The organism is Spirosoma lacussanchae, assembly GCF_005870035.1.
Taxonomy (GTDB): Bacteria; Bacteroidota; Bacteroidia; order Cytophagales; family Spirosomataceae; genus Spirosoma; species Spirosoma lacussanchae.
Genome location: NZ_SWJG01000004.1, coordinates 146,095 through 166,386 on the forward strand (window position 1 = coordinate 146,095; position 20,292 = coordinate 166,386).

19 protein-coding genes are annotated in these 20,292 nt (G+C 55.9%); 11 read left to right on the plus strand and 8 right to left on the minus strand.

The features are described 5' to 3' along the window. Nucleotides 1-120: 120 nt before the first annotated feature. Both FBR45_RS16450 and miaE read right to left on the minus strand, forming a co-directional pair. Nucleotides 121-3,120 carry a PD-(D/E)XK nuclease family protein gene (locus FBR45_RS16450; protein WP_138504264.1) on the minus strand — a complete coding sequence of 1,000 codons (3,000 nt, stop codon included), beginning with the start codon at nucleotides 3,118-3,120 and terminating at the stop codon, nucleotides 121-123. Nucleotides 3,121-3,276: 156 nt separating this feature from the next. Beyond that, nucleotides 3,277-3,873 carry a tRNA-(ms[2]io[6]A)-hydroxylase gene (gene miaE, locus FBR45_RS16455; RefSeq protein ID WP_138504266.1) on the minus strand — a complete coding sequence of 199 codons (597 nt, stop codon included), beginning with the start codon at nucleotides 3,871-3,873 and terminating at the stop codon, nucleotides 3,277-3,279. A gap of 155 nt (nucleotides 3,874-4,028) precedes the next feature. On the opposite strand from miaE, the gene msrA reads away from it, so the two are divergent. The 5 genes from msrA (at nucleotide 4,029) to FBR45_RS16480 (ending at nucleotide 8,580) form a co-directional block, all read left to right on the plus strand. Continuing rightward, nucleotides 4,029-4,712, plus strand: a complete 684-nt coding sequence (msrA, locus tag FBR45_RS16460) for a peptide-methionine (S)-S-oxide reductase MsrA (RefSeq protein WP_138504268.1) — start codon at nucleotides 4,029-4,031, stop codon at nucleotides 4,710-4,712. 222 nt (nucleotides 4,713-4,934) lie between these two features. After that, a complete protein-coding gene (locus FBR45_RS16465) occupies nucleotides 4,935-5,648 on the plus strand; it encodes a hypothetical protein (protein ID WP_138504270.1) in 714 nt (237 codons plus the stop codon). Nucleotides 5,649-5,754: 106 nt separating this feature from the next. After that, a complete protein-coding gene (locus tag FBR45_RS16470; protein WP_138504273.1) occupies nucleotides 5,755-6,786 on the plus strand; it encodes a hypothetical protein in 1,032 nt (343 codons plus the stop codon). 119 nt (nucleotides 6,787-6,905) lie between these two features. Next, nucleotides 6,906-7,961, plus strand: a complete 1,056-nt coding sequence (locus FBR45_RS16475) for an acetate and sugar kinases/Hsc70/actin family protein (protein ID WP_138504276.1) — start codon at nucleotides 6,906-6,908, stop codon at nucleotides 7,959-7,961. Between the two features lie 115 nt (nucleotides 7,962-8,076). Then, complete coding sequence (locus FBR45_RS16480) at nucleotides 8,077-8,580, plus strand: hypothetical protein (protein WP_138504278.1); 504 nt, start codon at nucleotides 8,077-8,079, stop codon at nucleotides 8,578-8,580. A gap of 2 nt (nucleotides 8,581-8,582) precedes the next feature. On the opposite strand, the gene FBR45_RS16485 is transcribed toward FBR45_RS16480, so the two are convergent. Further along, a complete protein-coding gene (locus FBR45_RS16485; protein WP_138504280.1) occupies nucleotides 8,583-8,954 on the minus strand; it encodes a glyoxalase in 372 nt (123 codons plus the stop codon). A gap of 108 nt (nucleotides 8,955-9,062) precedes the next feature. Between FBR45_RS16485 and FBR45_RS16490 the strand changes: the two genes are divergently transcribed. From FBR45_RS16490 to FBR45_RS16505, 4 genes are all read left to right on the plus strand, one after another. Next, nucleotides 9,063-9,767, plus strand: coding sequence for a hypothetical protein (locus FBR45_RS16490; protein WP_138504282.1), 705 nt, complete (start codon nucleotides 9,063-9,065; stop codon nucleotides 9,765-9,767). Further along, on the plus strand, nucleotides 9,754-11,397 hold the full coding sequence (locus FBR45_RS16495) for a S8 family serine peptidase (RefSeq protein ID WP_246082274.1): 1,644 nt from the start codon (nucleotides 9,754-9,756) through the stop codon (nucleotides 11,395-11,397). Before FBR45_RS16490 ends, FBR45_RS16495 begins: the two co-directional genes overlap by 14 nt. A 3-nt stretch (nucleotides 11,398-11,400) precedes the next feature. Further along, the gene (locus tag FBR45_RS16500) at nucleotides 11,401-11,916 is read left to right on the plus strand and encodes an O-acetyl-ADP-ribose deacetylase (protein ID WP_138504286.1); all 516 of its coding nucleotides are present in this window, start codon (nucleotides 11,401-11,403) and stop codon (nucleotides 11,914-11,916) included. A gap of 69 nt (nucleotides 11,917-11,985) precedes the next feature. Further along, a complete protein-coding gene (locus FBR45_RS16505; RefSeq protein WP_138504288.1) occupies nucleotides 11,986-12,705 on the plus strand; it encodes a head GIN domain-containing protein in 720 nt (239 codons plus the stop codon). Here the strand turns inward: FBR45_RS16505 and FBR45_RS16510 are convergent, their stop codons facing one another. Together FBR45_RS16510 and FBR45_RS16515 are read right to left on the minus strand one after the other, a co-directional pair. Next, on the minus strand, nucleotides 12,706-13,470 hold the full coding sequence (locus FBR45_RS16510) for a methyltransferase domain-containing protein (RefSeq protein WP_138504290.1): 765 nt from the start codon (nucleotides 13,468-13,470) through the stop codon (nucleotides 12,706-12,708). A 73-nt stretch (nucleotides 13,471-13,543) separates the two neighbouring features. Next, entirely contained in the window at nucleotides 13,544-14,011 is a 468-nt protein-coding gene (locus FBR45_RS16515) for a redoxin domain-containing protein (protein ID WP_138504292.1), read from the minus strand. 190 nt (nucleotides 14,012-14,201) lie between these two features. Here FBR45_RS16515 and FBR45_RS16520 point away from each other — a divergent pair, with 190 nt between their 5' ends. After that, on the plus strand, nucleotides 14,202-15,137 hold the full coding sequence (locus FBR45_RS16520; RefSeq protein WP_138504294.1) for an ROK family protein: 936 nt from the start codon (nucleotides 14,202-14,204) through the stop codon (nucleotides 15,135-15,137). Between the two features lie 78 nt (nucleotides 15,138-15,215). Here FBR45_RS16520 and FBR45_RS16525 read toward each other — a convergent pair whose 3' ends face one another. Beyond that, a complete protein-coding gene (locus FBR45_RS16525; protein ID WP_394344388.1) occupies nucleotides 15,216-17,876 on the minus strand; it encodes a TonB-dependent receptor domain-containing protein in 2,661 nt (886 codons plus the stop codon). Nucleotides 17,877-18,039: 163 nt separating this feature from the next. Beyond that, complete coding sequence (locus FBR45_RS16530; protein ID WP_138504296.1) at nucleotides 18,040-18,780, minus strand: SOS response-associated peptidase; 741 nt, start codon at nucleotides 18,778-18,780, stop codon at nucleotides 18,040-18,042. 152 nt (nucleotides 18,781-18,932) lie between these two features. On the opposite strand from FBR45_RS16530, the gene FBR45_RS16535 reads away from it, so the two are divergent. Further along, nucleotides 18,933-19,544, plus strand: coding sequence for a pyridoxamine 5'-phosphate oxidase family protein (locus FBR45_RS16535; RefSeq protein ID WP_138504298.1), 612 nt, complete (start codon nucleotides 18,933-18,935; stop codon nucleotides 19,542-19,544). Here the strand turns inward: FBR45_RS16535 and FBR45_RS16540 are convergent. Continuing rightward, the gene (locus tag FBR45_RS16540) at nucleotides 19,541-20,257 is read right to left on the minus strand and encodes a hypothetical protein (protein WP_138504300.1); all 717 of its coding nucleotides are present in this window, start codon (nucleotides 20,255-20,257) and stop codon (nucleotides 19,541-19,543) included. The two genes, FBR45_RS16535 and FBR45_RS16540, sit on opposite strands and share 4 nt — an antisense overlap. Nucleotides 20,258-20,292: the final 35 nt, after the last annotated feature.

Consider the following 20,292-nt stretch of genomic DNA (forward strand, 5'->3'; position numbering starts at 1 on the left):
TTATCTTGAGTATTTATACTCTAAACAATTACAGAACCAGATGATCTGCAGCGGACTTCAGGCAGTAAAAAAGGGAGTCTACCAAATGGTGACTCCCTGAAGAATGATAGCCTGACAAGCTTACCGGCCGCAGATGCCTTTGTAATCGCAGTACTGACAGGTTTCGAGCTGATCGGTTTTGCGGAAGGGTTCGCTGGGGTCAAACATGCGCTGGATCAGCTGGCGTAGTAAATTCTCCGAATCCTGAATGTACTGTTCAGGATCGTCGTTCTCATCGAACCGCACTGGGTTTGATTTAAACCCGCCCTGCACATCCCGAAACGAATAAAATCCGGCTTCAACCGTCATCCCCTGGGCAGGAAACACGTCGGCAATGTCTTTGTTACGGGGCAGTCCGCCGTAGTCACGGATGTTTTTGAGGGTTAGATACCGATACATCCACAGCTGCCGCATTTTATCGGCCGATCCATCGTTGAGGAGCTTGTCGGCCAGATCTTTCGGGGTTTTGTCGGGCAGATCAACTTTGCCCGTTTTATAATCGACAATCCGGATTTGCCCGCCGTACTGCTCGATCCGGTCGATCTTGCCGGCAATCCGAACGTGTAGCTGCCGCCCGTTCAGGGGCACGTCGATGTAGGTATCGAGGGTCTGTTCCGAACCGATGACAGTAAGCCCAGTCAACTCACTTTGCTGCCGCTGAAAATCGAGCATCAGCTTTTTGGCCAGGTCGTAGAGCAACAGATTAATACCCGATTCCATCACCCGCCCCTTCATGGTACGGGCAAACTCTTCTTCGAGCAACTGTACGATCAAGAGTTCGTCGATGGGTTTGTTGAGCAGTCGGTACTCCTTGTCGAGCCGCTCCAGAACCAGGTGCATCCAGTTTCCGAAGTCTGTAACGCCCATTTTTTCTTCTATATCCTCTTCCTCGCTGATCTTCACAAGCCGGCTGAAATAGAACCGCATGGAGCAGCTTACAAATTGGTTCAGGTACGACGGGTACAGCCCTCGGGTCGTTAGCAATGTAATCAGATCGGCCCGGATCGAATCGGTTTTAGGCACCTGGAGGTCGGTCAGGCCGGGTAGCTTATCGGCTCCAACGGGACCAAACCGCACCGATGGTTTGGTAAGCCGGATGCGTCCCTTAGAACGCGGCACCAGTTCGTGTTCAATCTGCCGTACAAACCGGCTGGGCTCCCCTTTGCTGTTCCCGTAGGCATCCGTCGAGGTTGTATGAATCAGGACAATTTCGCTAGCCCGCTGGAGCAGTCGGTAGAAGTGATAGGCCATAACGGCTTCCTGCTCCCGATAGGTAGGCAGCTGCAGCTCCTGGGCAATGTCGAACGGAATCAGCGAGTTCAGCCGGCGCGACTGTGGCAGTACGCCCTCGTTGACCGACAGCACGATAACCCGATCGAAATCAAGGGCGCGCGTTTCCAGCATCCCCATAATCTGCAGCGAGCTACGGCCTTCGCTGGTGAACGGAATGCTGGTTTGTCGAATCAGCTCATACAAAAACTGACGGAAGCTTTTTAGCGTGATGGTCGTTCGCCCGTCGGATCGCTGCCGGTCGAGGGTGGTTTCGAGCTGTTGCAGCAGCGTATAGAACAGATAGAGGTATTCGATTTCGATAGCGTCCTGACTAACCCGATACACATCGCGCAGCAGATCGATCAGCTCGTAAAAAGTCTGAATGGCGCGAGCGGGGTTGTCGCTGGGCCAGCGACTAAACAGCACCCGAACCAGCGGATCGTTCAGTCCCAGCTCGTGAAGTTCTTTTTCGGTCAGGTAAACGCGCTGGTCTTTTACGATGGTTCTGGCAATCCACTGAAAGAGCGGCTCGGGGGGCTCAACCAAGCCTTTATCATCCGTTCCGCCGGGCCACTCCAGCTGCTGAATCCGTTCGTACTGCTTAACAAAGGGGTGGTTGAGTACCTTGACCACGTGGCGGTGGTGAAACTTCGGGATCCGCAAATCGCGCCCGTCGCGGGTGCGGAACTCATGAACAGTCCGCTGCATCTCAAACAGGGTATCAACCAGGGTAAACAGCAGCGACGACCGTAGCGACAGACCCATGGTCACGTTGAGGTCGGTAACCCCTTCGTCGAGGGCATACAGCAGCGGCACCAGCAGGGTTTCGTCGGCCAGCACGATTGCCGTCCGCGGGTTCGTTGATCGACTCCGCTCATCGCCGATATGCCTGTTGGCATTATCGCTCCAGTCCCGATACAGTTTGCCGGCTACTTTGGCCTGCATGCTGGCATTGGGAACCCCAATAACACGGATGTTCTTATCGGTACCGAGCAGGTTGTTCGAGTCGTTGCGCAGGTCGGCGTGGTTTTGCCGGGAGAAAAACCATCCATTGTCGCGGTACCGGCGCAAAAACTCCCCGGCCTCCTGCCGCCGGTCGTCTATATAATACAGGTCGGCATCCCAGATCAGTTCGGCTTTGTGGGCGTCAACCAACACCCGAATCATCTGCTCTTCGGCCCGGCTGAGAGCGTTAAACCCAACAAAGTAGAGTTGCTCGTAGGCCAGATTATCACGGACCAATGGCTCGATCTGTTCGGCCAGCAGCCGGTAGGCCATACCCCGGTAAGCCAGCCCCTGCTCATTGAGCCGCTGGTGGAGGGCATGGTAGGCAGCCTGCAGGTTCTCGAAAAGTTTAAAATACCGGGCGGTACCGGGCGTTTCGACCAGGGGCTGGGCCGACGAGGGCATGTCGACCTGCCAGCGCTCGAGGGCTTTGGCAGCCGTCAGGTAGCTGAACAGCTCGTGGGGGTTAACCAGGTACTGATCCATCCGGTCAAAATCCGTCAGGAGCACATTGGCCCAGCCGATAAACTGCTCGAACTCCACCAGCGGGTCTATGTCTTTGAAGACTTCATAGAGTTCGAACACCAGACTGACCGAGTCGATCAGCTGCACTCCGGCGGCCTGGGTGATAAAATCGTCGACGGCGAGGGCGTGCGGAGCCAGGAATGGACGGTCCGACAAAGCGGCCAGCTCATCCAGAAATACCGAAACAGCCCGTCGGGTAGGCAATATGACCCACACATCGCGGAGACTTGGACCGTGGGTGTCAAAAATGCGTCGAGCCGTTTGTTGAAGAAACGTCATTCAGTATTTGTCGGATAAACAGTCGGTGAGTGAATCAGTAAAGATAACGCCCCCACCCCCGACATCGGGCCTATGACCCGTATAAATTCGGTATCCCCGCCCCGGCATCAGTATTGATCCGGCGCCCTGTACGAGCTAACCGACTGAACAGGAGTCTCAATGCATACGATCGCCCCGTACAGTCATGTTCGCCATGATATCAGCTTCCACGGCCAGAAACTCTTTCCAGCGTTCGCGGACCCGGTCGGCAGGCAGGTAGGTTTCGGCCAGTTCGATAAAATTGCGGTAGTGGCCTGCTTCGGAGATCATCAGCTCACGGTAGAACTTCCGCAGGCTCTCGTCGGCAATATGCTCGGAAAGGAGTTTGAAGCGTTCGCAGCTGCGGGCTTCGATCAGGGCGTTGATGAGCAGATTGTCCATCAGCTGTTCGTTCTGATCACCCGTCGACCGACGCAGTCGGCTGCGGAGCTGGTTTACATACTCGTCTTTGCGCTGGCGCCCCAGCGGAATATTTCGCTTCCGGAGTTCTTTCAGCACCCGCTGAAAATGCCCCCATTCTTCGGCTACAACGGGGGTCAGCACCTCTACCAGTTCTTCCTTATCGGAATAACTGACGATAAGGGAAATACAGGATGAAGCTGCTTTCTGTTCGCAGTAAGCGTGATCGATCAGGATATCGCCGATATTCATGCCGGCGATGTTTACCCAGCGGGGGTCAGTAGGTAGTTCGAGACCAAGCGTTGTTAAGCTCATAATCAACCGGCCAGTTCAGACTGTGACCATTCAGAAAAAACAAAGGTAACAGGTCCGGGCCGACTATTCACCAGTCAGTCGACGTCTCCTTTCGGCGCCATATGGTTCAATCACTTCCCCTGCAACCTGTGGCTGCGGATTGGTGTTAGTCAGGTATGACAACAACCCGTGCTTTTCTGGCCACTGCTTTCCTGTTGGTAGCGGGCCTGCTGATGGAAAGCTGCCAGCAGCAGCAGCAGACATCGACCAATAACTTACCCAAAGATACCAGCCCGGCCAAATTACCTGAGCTGCAACCCGGCGAAGCCGTAGCCACGTTTGCAGCCGGTTGCTTCTGGTGTACCGAAGCCCAGTTTGAATCGCTGCGCGGGGTACGCGAGGTTGTTTCGGGCTATGCCGGTGGCGAGCTGGAGAACCCTACCTACGAACAGGTCGGCACCGACCAGACCGGCCATGCTGAATCGATTCAGGTGTATTACGACCCGCGCGTCATTCCGTTCGATACGCTGGTCAAGGCTTTCTTCATCGGCCACGACGCCACCTCGCTGAACCGGCAGGGGCCCGACGTGGGTACGCAGTACCGGTCCATTGCCTTTTACCGCACCCCCGCCGAGAAAGCCAGTATCGAAACCGCCATCCGTCGCGAGAACGAATCGGGTCGATACAGCCGCCCTATCGTGACGCAGGTCGTACCGTTCCGGGCTTTTTACCCGGCCGAAGTCTATCACCAGGGCTACTACTACACCCACCCCGACGAGCTTTATGTCAGCTCGGTGTCCACGCCTAAAGTAGAGAAGTTCCGCGAACGCATGTCCAGCTGGCTGAAGAAAAACAACTAACCACCCCGATTGAGGGCGATCCGGAACAGAGGCTGGTTTACCAGACAACCCCCACCTGTCCCGGACCGCCCCGGGCCGGGTACTCTGCCCCTGTTCAGGCTGTACATCATCAAGCCCTGCGGCCATTTCCACAGCCCCGGAACCGTTCGGCTTAAACGTATATTGCGCGATTGACGGGAACCTTGTAACATTGCTCAGTCTTTCAACCAACGACTGACGCCCATGCCCGAACCAGACCAATCGATTGGCCGCAAAATCCTGAGTTTCTTCGTCAAAGAGGAGGAACCCGCGCCCGGAACAGCTGCCGGAACAGCCCCGGCCAGTACGACCGCCCAACCCCGGCCAGCCGCGCCGGCTCAACCTGTGCCCGCATCGCCAGTTGACCCGGTGCCGACCCCGGCCGTGCCCCCCGGTACGGTCGACCCCAAGTTTGCGCAGCATTTTGCGGATGTGCTGGCCCAGAACAACCCACCCGGACCGGATTATTTCGAGTTTCGGGAGACCCTGCGTAGCCTGAACAATCTGGGCCTGACCGAGGAGAAACAGTACCAGGCAGCCTGGGCCAGCTTCAAGGCGCTGAGCGGCAAGGCCGATGTGAGCCTACTGACCAATACGGCCAGCCAGTACATAGCGGCCCTCAATAAGGATCGCGATGGTTTCAGCAAAAGCGTGGAGGCTGCCCTGGCCGAACGGGTTGGGGGGCTGCAGAACGAACAGAAGCGCCTGCAGTCCGAAAGCGAAGCACTGGCCAAACAGCTGTTGGAGATTCAGAAACAGATCGATGCCAACACCCAGCGGCTAAACGCCATCGGGGGCGAAATAACGGAGCAGAGTACGAAGATCACCCAGAACCGGGGCAGCTACGACGCCACGTTTGCTCACTTTACGGATCAGATCAGGGCGGATATCGACAAGATTAAAAGCTATTTGAACTAGGGAGACGGTTTGCGGTTCTCCGGGCACCACTGGTGGCCAACCACTGGGTCGTGCCCGCAGCCATCCGGAACCAAATCGATTACACTGTCAAACGGAAACAAGACACATGGCAACTCCTGATTTTTCACAACTGGGCGGCAAGACGGACGTAGAGAAACGTTCGTTCTGGAGTCGTCCCGAAGGTATACTGGGCATGATCGTGCTGGCCGGGGTGGCTGGCCTTGGCCTGGTTTACTTCAACCGGATCATTGAGTTTCTGATCCGGGCCACCTCAAACGTACTCGAACTGGCGCTGCTGCTGGGCGTGCTGGGTGTAGTGATCTTTCTGATTACCAGCCGCGATGTCCGCACGGCCGTTTTCTTCCTGTTCAAATCGCTCATGCGCAGTATAACCGGCACCGTTATCCAGCTGAATCCGATCGCTATTATGAAGATATATATCGACGATCTGCGTAAAAAGCGGCAGGAGATGCAGGGGCAGATCGATACGCTGGCTGGCCAGCTGGTCAAGCTGAACAAACGCATCAGCCAGAACAACGAAACCATCAAGCAGAAATTCGCGGAGGCTAACAAAGCCAACGGCATGACCGACCGACCCGGTATGCGCGAGCAGGCACAGCTGGCCACCATTGAGGGAGCGGGCTTGCAGGAAATGAACGAGAAACTGCTGCCCCTCCAGCGGAATATCACGATGGTACTGGCCTTTATGGAAAAGGTCAACCAAAGCGCCGACTATATTATCAAGGAAACCGAGATTAAGGTCCGGCTCAAGGAGACCGAGTACCAGATTGTCAAGGAAAGCTCAAACGCGCTCAAAACCGCGGTCAGTATCTTCAAAGGCGATCCGGACAAGAAGTTTTATTTCGACCAGTCGATGGAATACATTCAGGACGACATGAGCCAGAAACTGGGCGAGATGAAGCGGGCCATGGACCTTTCTATGGACTTCATCAATGGCGTCGATATTCAAAACGGTATTCTGTCTGACAAGGGCCAGGCACTGCTCGAGGCTTACAATAAAGGCGAATTCAGGATGGTTCAGTTAGATACGCCCGGTGCCCCTAACCCCATCACCGCGCCCCAGCCCGGCCAGATCAACCCACCCAAAGACGCCGGCTACCGCAACCTGCTGGATTAATCAAGTAGTGATTGGGTGAATGAGTGCGTGAGTGATTGTTGCAGCTACCTGGTCAATCACTCATTCACTCATCCACTCAGTAAAAACCAATAAACAAATCACCTTTTACGATATACCCTATGCAACGTTTAACCGTGGCCGGTCGGCTGCTCATCACGGCCCTGATCCTGGCCGCTATCTTCTTCGGGTTCCGTTATTTTGGCGGAAACGATGCGCTTCGGAAACTGGCTCCCAAGCAGGAGTCTGAATCTGCCACCATGCCCCGTGCCGACGAGGAGTCGACAGCCTCGACCGACGAGTCGGTGGCGTCGGACAATGGATCGGGTTCGTCGAGTTCATCGACCGAAACGACGGCCAGCAACAGTACGCGTCAACCGTTCACCTTTACGCCCCCGGCTCCGCAGAATGGTAAGCTGAAAGGGGTTGTTGAGCTGGGCGCCAGCGGCTTCAACTCGTTCATTGTGCGGATTGATGACCAGAAAAACTGGAAACTCGAAAAAGCCGAATTTGGCAACAGCCTAGTCATGGAGAACATGGCGACCTACGTCGATGTGCGCGGGGGCCTGAAAAGCTACATCGGCAAAATGCTCGATTTCGGCGTAGGTGGTCGCGACATTCAGTTCGTTGTCAGTTCGGGCGCGGTTAAGGCCGAAGGAACCCAGAAAATTATCCGGGCGCTCAAATCGCTGAATTACGTGGTCAATACCGTAAGTCCCGAGCAGGAAGGCTCCCTGGCCCTGCGGGCGGTATTACCCGCCGACTTTTACGACAATGCGTTTGTTGTCGACATTGGCTCGGGGAATACCAAACTATCCTGGAAAGAGGGCGGACAAACCAAAGCGATCGAAACCTACGGCTCTAAATATTTCCAGAATGGCACGAGCGACGATGCGGTCTACAATGAGGTGAAGGCCAAGGCCAAACAGATCCCGGCCGATCACCGTAAAACATGCTTCATCATCGGTGGCGTGCCGTTTGAGCTGGCCAAAGAGGTACGAAACGGCAAAGAGCGCTATACGGTGCTGAATGCTCCCTCGGCCTACAAGGTTGAGAACGCCAAGTCGAAAGCAGGGGTCAACATCTACCGGGCCATTGCCGATGCTACCGGCGCCGAGCAGTTTGTCTTCGACTGGGATGCCAACTTTACCATTGGCTACCTGCTGACACTGAAGTAAGAAAAAAAGACCATACAGGGGGAGTTGTAGGAAGCGAGAGGAGAGACCTGCGGTGGCGTATGTTTCCGGCTCCTGTTCCACAACTCCCCTTTAGTTTATCCCCTACCCCCACCTTATGACACTACGCGCCTTATTTGACCTCCTCTCCGGACAACCCACCCTACTTTTTCTGCTCCTGTCGGCCGTACCTACAGGAGCATTTTTAGTTAACCTCTGGTCGGGCCACACGGCCGAATCGATCTGGCAATGGCGTTATGTATACGCAGCGCTGGTCTATCTGGCGTGCCTGCCGGGCATGTTTGCACTGACCCTGAATATCTATCTGTTTCTGTTTGAACGGCAAAGTATCTGGGACATGAACCTCGCCGTTCAACTGCTGCCCATCCTGACCATGGTAGCCACGCTGATGATGATCCGGCGAAAGATACCGTTCAGCTACATACCCGGATTCGGCAAACTATCTGGCTTCCTGACGCTCATTGCCGCTATTATGGGCATCCTCTGGTTCGTTGACCGGACCCGCATCTACGCGGTTACTTACATCCCGTTCGTCTACATACTGGTCGGATTCATTGGCCTGTTACTCCTGATCCGCTTCGCCTGGAGTCGTTTGTTCTAAAGCTACTCGTTCACGTGGCTCTGTAGCCGCTGAATCAGCAGGGCCAGCATCCGGCGGGTGATTTCAGGTTCTTCAGCCGTAAACGTGCTCCATTCTTCGGGCGTAAAATGTCCCAGCACCATACCGACTAGGGTGAGCCGCAGTTGGGTATCTTCCCGAACGGCCCGTTCGAGCTGGGTCAGCTTATCGGGCTTCGACAAGCGGTCGAACCGGACTTTTCGTTTGGGCCAATGATGGATCCAGCAGGTCCGTAAGCTGTTATCCAGCATCTTGAGTATGGGCCGAAGGGTCTGATTCTGAAATTGCTCGGCGATACTGACAGCCCCTGGCTCAGTATCGATAATGGGTCGCGACGGGGTAGTTCGTTCGGTCATGTTATTTGATCCATATTGTCTCTCTGTAGACACGCTGTTGAGCGATAGGGTTACCCGGCTGGCTCCCGGTCGTCCGATTTTCACATCTCTGCCCGTTAATTACGTTTTATGCCGGTACGCTTTACTCCTGCTCTTTACTGGATAACCTGCCTGGCTGGTTGGTTGATAGTCGGTTGCCAGCCGCCATCTGGTGCCCCGTTTTCGGTTGGATACGACTATTTTCCGCTGCAAACGGGCCAGTATCGAATTTATGACGTAACCGAGCATCGCTACGCTCTAACCAGCGCGCCTATTTCCCGAACGTATCAGCTGCGGGAGGTGACAGGCCTTGCCTATACGGACGCAGCCGGACAAGTGGCTTACCAGCTGCACCGATACCGGCGAGACAACGAAACTGCCCCCTGGCAACCTGATTCGATCTGGAGTGCCAGACTGGTCAACAACGAAGGCATACGCACCGAAAATGGACGCGATTTTATCAAGCTTGTGTTTCCACCCGGCGACCTGCTCACCTGGAACGGCAACCGCCGAAACGGCTCGGAACCAGATGAGTTGACGCTACGCAATAGTGGGCAGCCCCACCGCGTTCAGGATAAACAGTTCGGCGAAACCGTAACCGTACTGGCCCGGACTGACTCGACCCTTATATCGAAGAAAAAACGGATCGAGGTGTATGCCCGTCAGGTAGGCCTCGTCTACGCCGAACAGACCCGGATCTATTTCTGCACTTCATCGCCCGACTGTATCGGAAAAAATCAGATTGATTATGGCATTCAACAAGTCTACTCCATTCGTTCTTTTGGTATTGACTAAGGCTGGCTGGCTGATTACCCTGCTTGTTCTGGTATCGTTCTCCGTTTCCGGCCAGACAAATCGCAAATACCTGGTGTTGCTACGCGACAAAGCCAACTCGCCCTACAGCCTTGACCGGCCCGGGCAGTTTCTTTCCCAGCGCGCAATCCAGCGTCGGCAGAAACAGAACATTGCCGTGTTGGAGCGGGATCTGCCCGTAACGCCCGCCTACGTCACCCAGATTCAGCAGACGGGTGCCCGAGTCTGGTATACGTCCCGCTGGTTCAACGCCGTACTCGTCGAAACCAACGAAACCACCCTGGCCACGATCCAGCGACTTCCGTTCGTGGCCGGGGTGGAGTTCAATAAATCACTGGCCAACGCCCGCCTGGGCGAAACCGGGCGGGTAACCAGCCTGGCCCAGGCCGAAAGTGCGGGAAAGTTTGGCGCCGTTGAACCGCTAAACTATGGTAACTCCCTGAATCAGGTAACCCAGATCGGAGCCGACAAAATGCACCAGGCAGGGTACCGGGGCGAAGGCATGTTGATTGGGGTGCTGGACTCGGGTTTCCTGCGGGCTAACCAGCTCAGTTTCCTCAAACCCCTCTTCGACGAAAAACGGATTCTGGCTACCTATGATTTTGTTCGGAAGGAGACCAGCGTCTACGAAGATGATTCCCACGGTCTGTCGTGTTTGTCGGCCATTGCCGCTACGGCCGATAACCAGCTGTATGGTACGGCTTTTAAAGCCCAGTTCATTCTGTTACGTACCGAAGACGCCGGCAGCGAGCAGCGTATTGAAGAAGCCAACTGGCTGTTTGGCGCCGAATACGCCGACAGCGCCGGCGTCGACGTAATCAGTTCGTCGCTGGGCTATACGACCTTCGACAATCCTGCTTCGGACTATACCTACCGGGACATGAACGGCAAAACGGCGCTCTCGAGCCGGGCCGCTCAGATCGCGGCCGAAACGGGCATGGTAGTCGTGGTAGCGGCTGGAAACGAAGGGTCGGGCAGCTGGCGGTATCTGTCGGCTCCTTCCGATGCGGACGCCGTGCTGGCTATAGGCGCCGTGACGCAAACCGGCCAGCGAGCCGCTATCAGTTCGTTTGGCCCCTCGGCCGATGGACGGGTAAAGCCGGACCTCGCAGCCCGCGGGCAGGGAACGGTGGTTGGCAGCCCCGGGGGGCAGATCGTCTTGGGGGACGGCACCTCGTTTGCTACGCCCCTGGTAGCCGGGCTGGCTGCCGGCTTCTGGCAGGCCAACCCCCGCCTGACAGCCGCCCAGGTTACCGATGCCCTGCGTCGGTCGGGAAGCCAGTACACTTCGCCCGACGATCAGGTGGGTTATGGTATACCCAATTTTGAGCGGGCCATGGAAGTAGCCCGGACGTACAGCCAGTTCCTGATCTACCCCAATCCCTTCAGCGATAGTCAGCCCCTGGCCGTGCAGTGGAGTGACATCCAGGCCAACACCCCGGTCGACGCTACCCTGACCGATCTGACCGGACGCGTAGTCTGGAGCAATCGGTATACACCGGCTGGCTTAGCGTCCTTTGTATTACCTCCCCTTAACCTATCGGCAGGCTTATACGTTATGACTTTGGTGGCCGGTGATCAGAAACGGTCCATTAAAGTCATAAAACAATAATGTATGGCACAGCTAGAGGTCGTTCGGGGCGATATAACCAGGCAGGTCGTTGACGCTATCGTCAACGCGGCCAATACGAGTCTGCTGGGGGGCGGTGGTGTAGACGGCGCCATCCACCGGGCGGCAGGGCCTGAACTGGTCATGGCGTGCCGGCGGCTGAATGGCTGTGCAACGGGCGATGCAAAAATTACCAGCGGCTTCCGGCTACCCGCCAAACACATCATCCACGCTGTTGGGCCTGTATGGCGGGGCGGTCGACATGGCGAATCGGACTTACTGGCCAGCTGTTACCAACGTTCGCTCGAGCTGGCAACGGATCACGGCCTGACCAGTGTTGCCTTTCCCAACATCAGCACGGGTATTTACGGATATCCCAAAGCCGAAGCCGCCCGTGTAGCCATCAATACAGTTCAACCGTTTTTGCAGGGGCAGACCTCGGTCGGGCGGGTTATCTTTGTCTGCTTCGATACCGATAACTACGAACTGTATACTGACCTGTTGACGCACGAACTGGGTTAATTTATTTTTTGATAGCGCGTAGGGGTATGAACGTGTTGGCTGGTCTACTCAGAAACATTCAAACCGTTTATGCAACTGCTTATCAAATCTGGCATTTTCTGCCTGGCACTTCTTTCATTCACAGCCTGCCATTTTAATAAAGTAAACCCGGAGGCAGGCAACCTCACGACAACCACGCGGCCCGTTTCCGGCTTTTCCGGCCTGCGGATCGACAATGGCATCCAGACAACCATTGTGAAGGGAGCGACGGAGAGCGTTACGATTGAAGCCCGCGAAGGGTACCAATCGTATTTTAAGACCGAGGTTGTCAACGGTGTGCTGCGTATCTACATCGACAATCGGCTGAACACCCGTGACCTGACCGAGCGCCGGGCCGTCGTGACCATGAAAACCCTGACGAGCCTGAACACCTCGGGCGGTGCGCGCGTTACGAGCAACGACAATTTCGCTCCGGGGAGTTTGTCGGTAAAAGTCAGTGGCGGTGGCTACGTAGGTCTTCCTGTTACAACGGATATCCTGACCATCAGCGGCAGTGGCGGTTCAGAAATTGAGCTGTCGGGTACGGCGCGTACGGTAACGATCGACGATCTGAGCGGTGGTAGTACCGCCAAACTCGCCAACCTGCCGGCCAGCGCCTGCACGGTCGACGCGTCGGGGGGTAGCGTGGCCGAAGTTAATGTCAGTCAGGAGCTGACCGTTCGGGCGTCGGGCGGGAGCCGGGTTCGATACCGGGGTACGCCCCGCATTTCGCAGAACCTGTCGGGGGGCTCGTCGGTCAGTCAGCTGTAGTCAGACGTCCGTGTTGCGCTCAGCCAGTATCCAGACAGCTTCGTCGCCCAGGGCATAGGTTTCGCCATCGGTAGTGCCGTAGCAGGCCACTACAGTGAGTCCCGCCTGAGCAAAAAGCTGACTCAGGTGCCCCAGGGTGTAGACATAATGCCGGGCGACCCGCGTCTCCGTTTCCCCGTCATGTACATACGTCAGGTGCGAGTCGATCCGACTTTCAAGGGGGTCGTACTCGTTTTCGACCAGAAACAGAATGGGATGATCCGGGTCGCCCACAGGTTGCCAGTTACGGGCCTGATAGTCGGGCAGTACAGATTCGGCAATCATTTCGGTATGAGCCAGAAATCGGCCACCCGGCTTCAGCAAGCCAGCAATCTGACGCAGAAACGCCAGCATGTCGGCCTGGGGGAAAAAACTAAAGCTGTTCCCCAGACAATAGCCGGCGTCAAAAGGGCCTTCGAGGGTTGAGCCCACGGCCAGAAAATCGCCCTGAACCGGGTTGAGGCTTAGTTTTTCGGTGTGAGCGGTCTGCTCCAGCTCATCGATGTACTCCTCCGAAATATCGACCCCGGTTAGCCGGGCCCCCATGCGCGCCAGCGGCAGCGCATGTCGACCGTAGCCGCAGAACACATCTAGCACCCGATCGCCGGGGCCGAACTCGAGGGTCTCGACCAGCAGCTCCAGCTCCAGATGGGTTTGCTCATCGGTCTGTGCCGCCTTCCACGCAAGCTGCGGCAAACCCGAAAAAAAAGTATGATACCAGGCCATTTTGGTAGTGATGAGTTAGGAGTGATGAGCGATGTATGTTGAAAGTGATTCATCGCTCATCACTCCTAACTCATCACTTTAAGGTTGAAAGCGTTTCCTGAATGGCCTGGAAGCTGGGGACTTCCCCGGCATTGTCGAGGACTTCGGCGTACTGAATGATTCCCTGTTTATCTACCACGAAGGCAGCGCGTTTGCTTACGCCTTTCAGGTTCATCACGAAGGTGTCGTAGTAGGCGCCGTACGCCTGTGACACCTCTTTGTTGAAATCGGACAAAAGATCGAACGGCAGGTTTTGCTCTTCTCTGAATCGGGCCAGCGTAAAGGGCGAGTCGACCGAAATACCCACCACGTCGGCATTCAGCCCCGCATACGTGCTGATATTGTCGCGGACCTCGCAAAGTTCGGCTGTGCAGACGCTGGTAAACGCCATCGGGAAAAACAGGATGATCAGGTTTTTATTCTCAAAACCAGCCAGTGATACTTCTTTTTTGTCGCTGCTGAAGAGCGTAAATGCGGGAGCTTTTTGTCCGGGGGAGAGCATTTTGTCAGGTAGTGCAGTTGGTTAAGTGTATAACAAACCCAGCCAAAATTGTTCATTTTTCGGCGCGGAATCAAAAGCAAGTCTGAAAATTGGGTAATTTTCAGAGTTCATCGGCCCCTGTGTTTGCATAGGCAGGCTGACCGAAACAAGCTGTATTCAATAAAACCTCTGCACGTAAACTATTCCCTGAATGCAAACCTACTGGGGTATTGACCTGGGCGGCACCAAGATAGAAGGTGTTATTCTGCAAGTCGAACGAGGTACCGCACCAACGCCCGACGCTGTCATCATCCGCAAACGCATTGATACCGAAGCCCATAATGGGTACGACCATATTCTGAACCAAGTTGTCAGGCTCATCGATTTGCTGAAAGCCGAAACTGGTCTCACCCCCGAACGCATCGGCTTTGCCACCCCCGGTACCTTCGACCCGGCCCGGCAGACCATGAAAAACTGCAACACCACCTCCCTGAACGGCAAACCCATGAAGCAGGACCTGGCCCGCCTGCTGGGGGTTCCGATCGAGCTGGCCAACGATGCAAACTGTTTTGCCCTGGCCGAAGCCACCCTCGGCATCGTGCCCGATGTCGTACCCGATTTCCAGACCGTTTTTGGCGTCATCATGGGAACGGGGGTTGGCGGAGGAGTCGTGGTTCGCGGCCGCGACGGCGCTCCGTTTGTCCTGAACGGCTTACAGGGCATCGGTGGCGAATGGGGTCATAACATTCTCGAAGAGAACGGTCATCCGTGCTACTGCGGCAAACGCGGCTGCACCGAACAGGTGATCTCGGGCCCGGCTCTCCAGCGCTATTATCAGCAGCTGAGTAACGAGCAGCGAACCATGAAAGAGATTATGGAGCGCTATCACGCGGGCAATGATCTGGCTGCCAGCCAGACCGTGAACCGAATGCTGGAATACTTCGGCCGGGCTGTTTCCACCCTTATCAATGTACTCGACCCCGACGCGATTGTGCTGGGCGGGGGCGTTGGGAACGTTGATTTACTGTATACCGAGGGCGTTGAGCGCGCCAAGAAGTATGTGTTTAACTCAGGCGAGATCCGGACGGCGTTTCTCAAACCCAAGCTCGGCGACAGCGCCGGTGTATTCGGTGCGGCTATGCTGTAAGCCCAGGCTACCAAGTACAATGGGCCGGCAACGAACATCATTTCGTTACCGGCCCATTGTCTTACCAGACCACTATGTTTAACGGGGTCGGCGACCGCCACCGCCGGCCGGCGCACCACCGGCGGGTTGCTGCGGCTGTCCCCCACCGTTGTCGCCCCCTTCGCCCGATTTGATATCGTCGTTCTCGACCGACCGGCCCCGCCGACGCTGGGGCGCATCGAACGAAAGTTTGCCAAACTTGTAGCTGAAGTTAGCCCGTACACCCGCGTTGTACAAACTCGTGAGGGTGTTCTGGGTGAAAATCGGCGACGACGACTCCGACCGTACCTGGAAGGGGTGGTTGAAGAAGTTCTCGCCCGCAATACCGAAGCTACCGCGCTTGTCTTTAAAGTCTTTCTTCACGCCCAGGCTATAGAAAGCAAACCCGCCCCGGTATCCCTGCAGCTGAATTTCGCGGCCCCTAATAAAGCCGAAGCCCTGAAGACCCCAGCCATTTTTGATGTTCAGGCTGGTGAAGAACCGCCCGGTTACTACCCAGCCCGAGTTCGTGGCCCGGTAGATCGACGTGGTGCTGTTGTTGGTCAGGTAGGCATAGAACGCATCGAAGCCCCCGCCGATCTGCCATTTTGAAAAGAGGGTAGCGTTGCCGAAAACGTTAACACCGTACGACTCTTCGCGGCCAATGTTGAAGTACGTAGTCCGGATCGGGCGTGCCTGGGTGGGATTCACCACATCGCCGGATGTGACCGTATCGCGCACGCTGGTGATCGAATTGTTGGTACGCCGGTAAAACAGCGACGCGTTTACGTACACGTTTTTGATGTAGGCGCTGCTGCTAAACTCGAAGTTATCGGTCAGTTCCGGGGCCAGTCGCGGGTTACCCACTGTAATATTGGTTGGGTTCGAGTTGTTGGTGTTTGGGTTCAGGAACTGGATACCCGGCCGTTGCAATCGACGGTTATACGCCAGCTTTATGGTTTTGCCCCCCTTCAACGCTTTGGAGATGTTGAGGCTCGGCACCAGGTTGTTATAACTCGGGATACCCAGATCCTCGCCGGCAGCGGCTCCCTGCTCGCCGGGCTGAGCCTGGCTGAAGAAAGCGTTGATCTCGGTATGTTCGAACCGGGTACCGGCTTTAATCGTATACTTGTTCTTGGTAGTAATCGTGTACGAGACGTAGCCAGCCGCGATGCTCTGGTCGTAATTCAGCGTATTGGACGGCCGCGTCAGGTCTTCCTGAAACGGCCCGTTCCCGATGGCGAAGTTGTAGCCAAAGTTGCTTTGTACCTGCCGATAAATTCCCTTACCGCCAAACTCAAGTTGCTGGTTTTTGGCAAGGGGCGTCTGATAGTCGGCCTGTATGGTGGTCTCCTGGTTGTAACTATCGTTCAGGTTCTGCTGACGGGACGCCAGTGTGGTGAAATCAGCCGAGCTGAGGATGTCAGCTACGAAGTTGTTATTGCGGTTGTTGCGGCTGAACTGGGCCGATACGCTCAGCTCCTGTTGCGGTTTATAGGTCTTGGTGTAGTCGATGTTGGCATCGACCGTCCCCGACAGATCTTCTGTTTTTACATTTCTGAGGTTATACGTCGGAAAGAACGCGCGGCTGGTTTTGGTCAGAAAATTATCCTGGTACTGCACGTTATTACGCGCACCATAACGCAGGCTGGCCGTGATGGCGCTGTTCTTGGAAATGTCATAATCCCAGCCGAGAGTATACTGCCCGAAAATACCGTTGCTGCGGGTATCGGCGGTCTGTTCGGTAGTGGTCGTCTGACCGGCTCCGCCGAATACCTGCTGGGTGTTGGCAAATCGCCCCCGCACGTTGTAGTTGGCCCGCCCAAAACCGCTCAGCGAGAAGCCCATCTTGCCGGTACGCAGATTACCGTTCAGGCCCAGGTTACTTCCCCGGTTTCCTACGCCCGAATCGAGATTGAGCGTGAAACCCTGCAGGTTGTTTTTCTTGGTGATGATGTTGATGATACCGGCCGATCCTTCCGCGTCATATTTGGCCGAAGGGCTGGTAATGACCTCTACGGTCTTGATCATGTCGGCCGGAATCTGCTTGAGGGCGTCGGCTACGCTGCTGGCCACGATGGTGCTGGGCTTGTTGTTGATCAGCACCCGTACGTTACTACTCCCCCGCAGGCTTACGTTCCCGTCGAGGTCGACCGAGAGCAGCGGTACTTTCCGCATGACGTCGGTCGCATCGCCCCCTTTGGCCGTCACGTCTTTTTCGGCGTTGTACACCAGCCGGTCTACTTTTTCCTCGACCAGCGCAGCCTGGCCCACTACTTCAACCTCCTTCAGTGTACGAACATCGGGAGATAGCTTAACAGTACCCAGGTTCACGTCGCCCCGGCGATCGAGCTTGACACTCGACACAATTTTGTTCTGGTACCCAACGAACGAGATCAGCAGCCGGAAATCGCCCTGCGGTAGTTTGTTGAGGGTGAACCGCCCCTGGTCATCAGCAACGGTGCCATCGATGGGTTTGCCGGTTTGTACGCTAACGAGCGCAATACTGGCAAATTCAACGGGTTTACTGGTCGTTGAGTCAACAATCACACCCGTCAGTTTAGCATTGCCGCGAGGTGTATCGTCGGTCGACGTACCCGGAATCGCGCCGGCAGGTCGTTGTGAGCCTCCGCCCGGCATACCCGGAAATTGGGCCACGGCTATACCCGGTGAGGTAAACGCTGCCATGCCGATCAGAACGGAGAGTAAAGAGTTTTTCATAAATTGAAGGATACGAAAATAGTTACTTACTGGAAGTAACAACTGAGAAGGGTTTTGTTCCCGAAATAAGACAACTTAGTTGACCGAATTTCGTGCCTAGCCCTCCGTACCCTCCGATTTACTACATAAGCGGCCCTCAGCGGGGACAAACGGGACGAACTACCTAAGAAAAAAGCTCAGGGTAGTGTGCCAATTCCGGGTAACTGGCCGGTTTCATCACCTCCGGCACATCGCTGGAGTCGGTTCGGGACGTGATCCGTTTGCTGATGCTATGACTATGCATCCCGGAGGCCGGATAGGCGTCGGCCAGCAGGGCCAGCACTTCCCGGCTGCTCAGGTCTTCGTACAGCCAGGTCTGCTCGGCTTCGGGCGTCAGCACACAGGGCATTCGCTTTTTGGTGTTGTGAATAGCCGCCAGCAGTGGGTTGGCATCGGTGGTCAGCAGGGTATAAGTCGTGTGGAGTTCGCCCGTTTCGGGATCGGGCCACTCGTCCCACAGACCCGCAATCGATGCCACTGGCTGATCGGTGGTGATATAAAACGGAAACTTCCGGCTTCCCATCGTATGCCATTCGTAGAAGCCAGTGACCGGAATCAGGCAGCGCTGTCCTTTCTGAGCTGCGGTTCGGTACGATGGTTTTTCGTATATGGTTTCAGAGCGGGCGTTCAGCGTTCGGGTTCGGATCTCAGCGGCATCGCCTGACGATTTAGTCCAGCGCGGCACCAGGCCCCACTGGACTAGTTGAAGCTTTCCGGGTTCCTGTCGGGTAATGATGGGCCAATCCGGGAACTGATAACCGCTGGCGTGGTAGATGGGCAGGTTTGTATCGGCAGATGCCAGCGTGGCTCCGTATCGCTCTTCGAGTTCGGGTGCCGAAACAGCCAGCGATTTATGATAACACATAGTTACAACAGACAGTTAAGCGGTTTGAGACAGTTGACGGGGTACTCAGGGCTGATATTCGCAGGACTCCCGGACCACCTGATGGTCTATACTAAACAACCCACGTCGGCTGCGGTTCATTGCAAACAGATACTAAATCCACTGAACGGACTTTGACACCCGCCCCATCTCTGGCCGAACTGGAGGCCGACTGCTGGCAGCAACTTGCCACGGCTCTCGCGCAAAAACAAAACCGTACTGAAAGCCATGGTTTTCAGACGATGACTGTAGCTACCTGCACCCACCTGGGCGCCGATGCCCGAACGGTGGTACTCCGCCAGGTAGACACCGACCGCAAATATGTCTGGTTTCATACCGACGCCCGCGCTGAAAAAGTTATTCAGCTCGAAGCGTTCCCGAATGCCGTCCTGCTGCTCTGGGACCCGGCCCAGCAGATACAGCTCCGGCTTACCATCGAACCCCGGCTCCACACCGACGATCATGTTGCCGATGACCATTGGCAAAAGCTGTGGGTAGGCGGCCGCAAGCAGTATCTATCGGCCCATACCCCCGGCTCGGTTCAACCAGCCCCCTACCCCGGTTTTCCGCCCGAGCTGGGCGAGAACCTGCCAAGCCCCGAAGAAAGCGAAGCCGGCCGGACTAACTTTGCCGTTATCGAGTGTCGGGTGCTGGCGGTCGATTATCTGCGGCTAAGCCGGGCGGGTCAGACCCGGGCGCGGTTCGAGTACGAGCCGAACGAACGGTTCAGCTGGTTAGCGCCTTAGCCTTTCCGGCGGTTTCGCCCTTTTCGCCAGCCGCCTATATCTTGGTAGATACGGTCCAGAAAAATAGCCGGGCTGATCGAGTAGAACAACCCATTAAGCGTTGATTCGCTGAGCGGCACGGGTTCGTGCAGGGTGTAGCGGTAACCGGCCATGAAGTTGACGCCAAACCAGCGAAGTGGTTTTATCCCGAATACAACGGGTAGTTTAACCGAAGCCGACAGCCCGACACTCAGTGGCACTGCTACCGTTCGCCGATGAACGGGTTGCTGAGTATCGCGGTTCAGCATGTCGTAGCGGGCAGACCCCAGCCCTACTTCTACCAGCGTACTCAACTCCCAGAAACGGCGCCGGAAAAAGTAGGGCTCTATATAGACCGTAGCGTACTGCAGCCGTCGGCGGCTGACGTCGAATTCGTCCCAGGGTTCGTTGATCGACTGGTTCGTAAAATAATAGCCCACACCCACCTTTATATTGACGGGCAGCAACAAACCCACGCGGGCACCCCACACATTCACAGGATTACGCAGCAGGGGCTGATCGGCGTTTTTAAGGTAGAAAAACCGTTGGTCCGTTTCTACGATCAGCTTCGGCTTGTCGGGTCGTTCGTTCTGGCCGGGTCGCAGCGTATCGGCCGTGTCAGTTTGCGCCCAAAGACTGGCTACCGGTACCCCTACCGACAAGAAAAACAAATACAGGCAAAACCGGGCCATCATCATCAGCGCGCGAAAGTGGCGTCATATACGTATAA

What these genes read in the sequence shown, in the direction of transcription:
- FBR45_RS16515 (WP_138504292.1), bottom strand. Translation starts at nt 14,011, where the DNA reads ATGCTCTCCCCCGGACAAAAAGCTCCCGCATTTACGCTCTTCAGCAGC.
- msrA (WP_138504268.1), top strand. Translation starts at nt 4,029, where the DNA reads ATGACAACAACCCGTGCTTTTCTGGCCACTGCTTTCCTGTTGGTAGCG.
- FBR45_RS16465 (WP_138504270.1), top strand. Translation starts at nt 4,935, where the DNA reads ATGCCCGAACCAGACCAATCGATTGGCCGCAAAATCCTGAGTTTCTTC.
- FBR45_RS16475 (WP_138504276.1), top strand. Translation starts at nt 6,906, where the DNA reads ATGCAACGTTTAACCGTGGCCGGTCGGCTGCTCATCACGGCCCTGATC.
- FBR45_RS16505 (WP_138504288.1), top strand. Translation starts at nt 11,986, where the DNA reads ATGCAACTGCTTATCAAATCTGGCATTTTCTGCCTGGCACTTCTTTCA.
- FBR45_RS16540 (WP_138504300.1), bottom strand. Translation starts at nt 20,257, where the DNA reads ATGATGGCCCGGTTTTGCCTGTATTTGTTTTTCTTGTCGGTAGGGGTA.
- miaE (WP_138504266.1), bottom strand. Translation starts at nt 3,873, where the DNA reads ATGAGCTTAACAACGCTTGGTCTCGAACTACCTACTGACCCCCGCTGG.
- FBR45_RS16470 (WP_138504273.1), top strand. Translation starts at nt 5,755, where the DNA reads ATGGCAACTCCTGATTTTTCACAACTGGGCGGCAAGACGGACGTAGAG.
- FBR45_RS16510 (WP_138504290.1), bottom strand. Translation starts at nt 13,470, where the DNA reads ATGGCCTGGTATCATACTTTTTTTTCGGGTTTGCCGCAGCTTGCGTGG.
- FBR45_RS16480 (WP_138504278.1), top strand. Translation starts at nt 8,077, where the DNA reads ATGACACTACGCGCCTTATTTGACCTCCTCTCCGGACAACCCACCCTA.
- FBR45_RS16450 (WP_138504264.1), bottom strand. Translation starts at nt 3,120, where the DNA reads ATGACGTTTCTTCAACAAACGGCTCGACGCATTTTTGACACCCACGGT.
- FBR45_RS16530 (WP_138504296.1), bottom strand. Translation starts at nt 18,780, where the DNA reads ATGTGTTATCATAAATCGCTGGCTGTTTCGGCACCCGAACTCGAAGAG.
- FBR45_RS16520 (WP_138504294.1), top strand. Translation starts at nt 14,202, where the DNA reads ATGCAAACCTACTGGGGTATTGACCTGGGCGGCACCAAGATAGAAGGT.
- FBR45_RS16490 (WP_138504282.1), top strand. Translation starts at nt 9,063, where the DNA reads ATGCCGGTACGCTTTACTCCTGCTCTTTACTGGATAACCTGCCTGGCT.
- FBR45_RS16525 (WP_394344388.1), bottom strand. Translation starts at nt 17,876, where the DNA reads ATGAAAAACTCTTTACTCTCCGTTCTGATCGGCATGGCAGCGTTTACC.
- FBR45_RS16485 (WP_138504280.1), bottom strand. Translation starts at nt 8,954, where the DNA reads ATGACCGAACGAACTACCCCGTCGCGACCCATTATCGATACTGAGCCA.
- FBR45_RS16500 (WP_138504286.1), top strand. Translation starts at nt 11,401, where the DNA reads ATGGCACAGCTAGAGGTCGTTCGGGGCGATATAACCAGGCAGGTCGTT.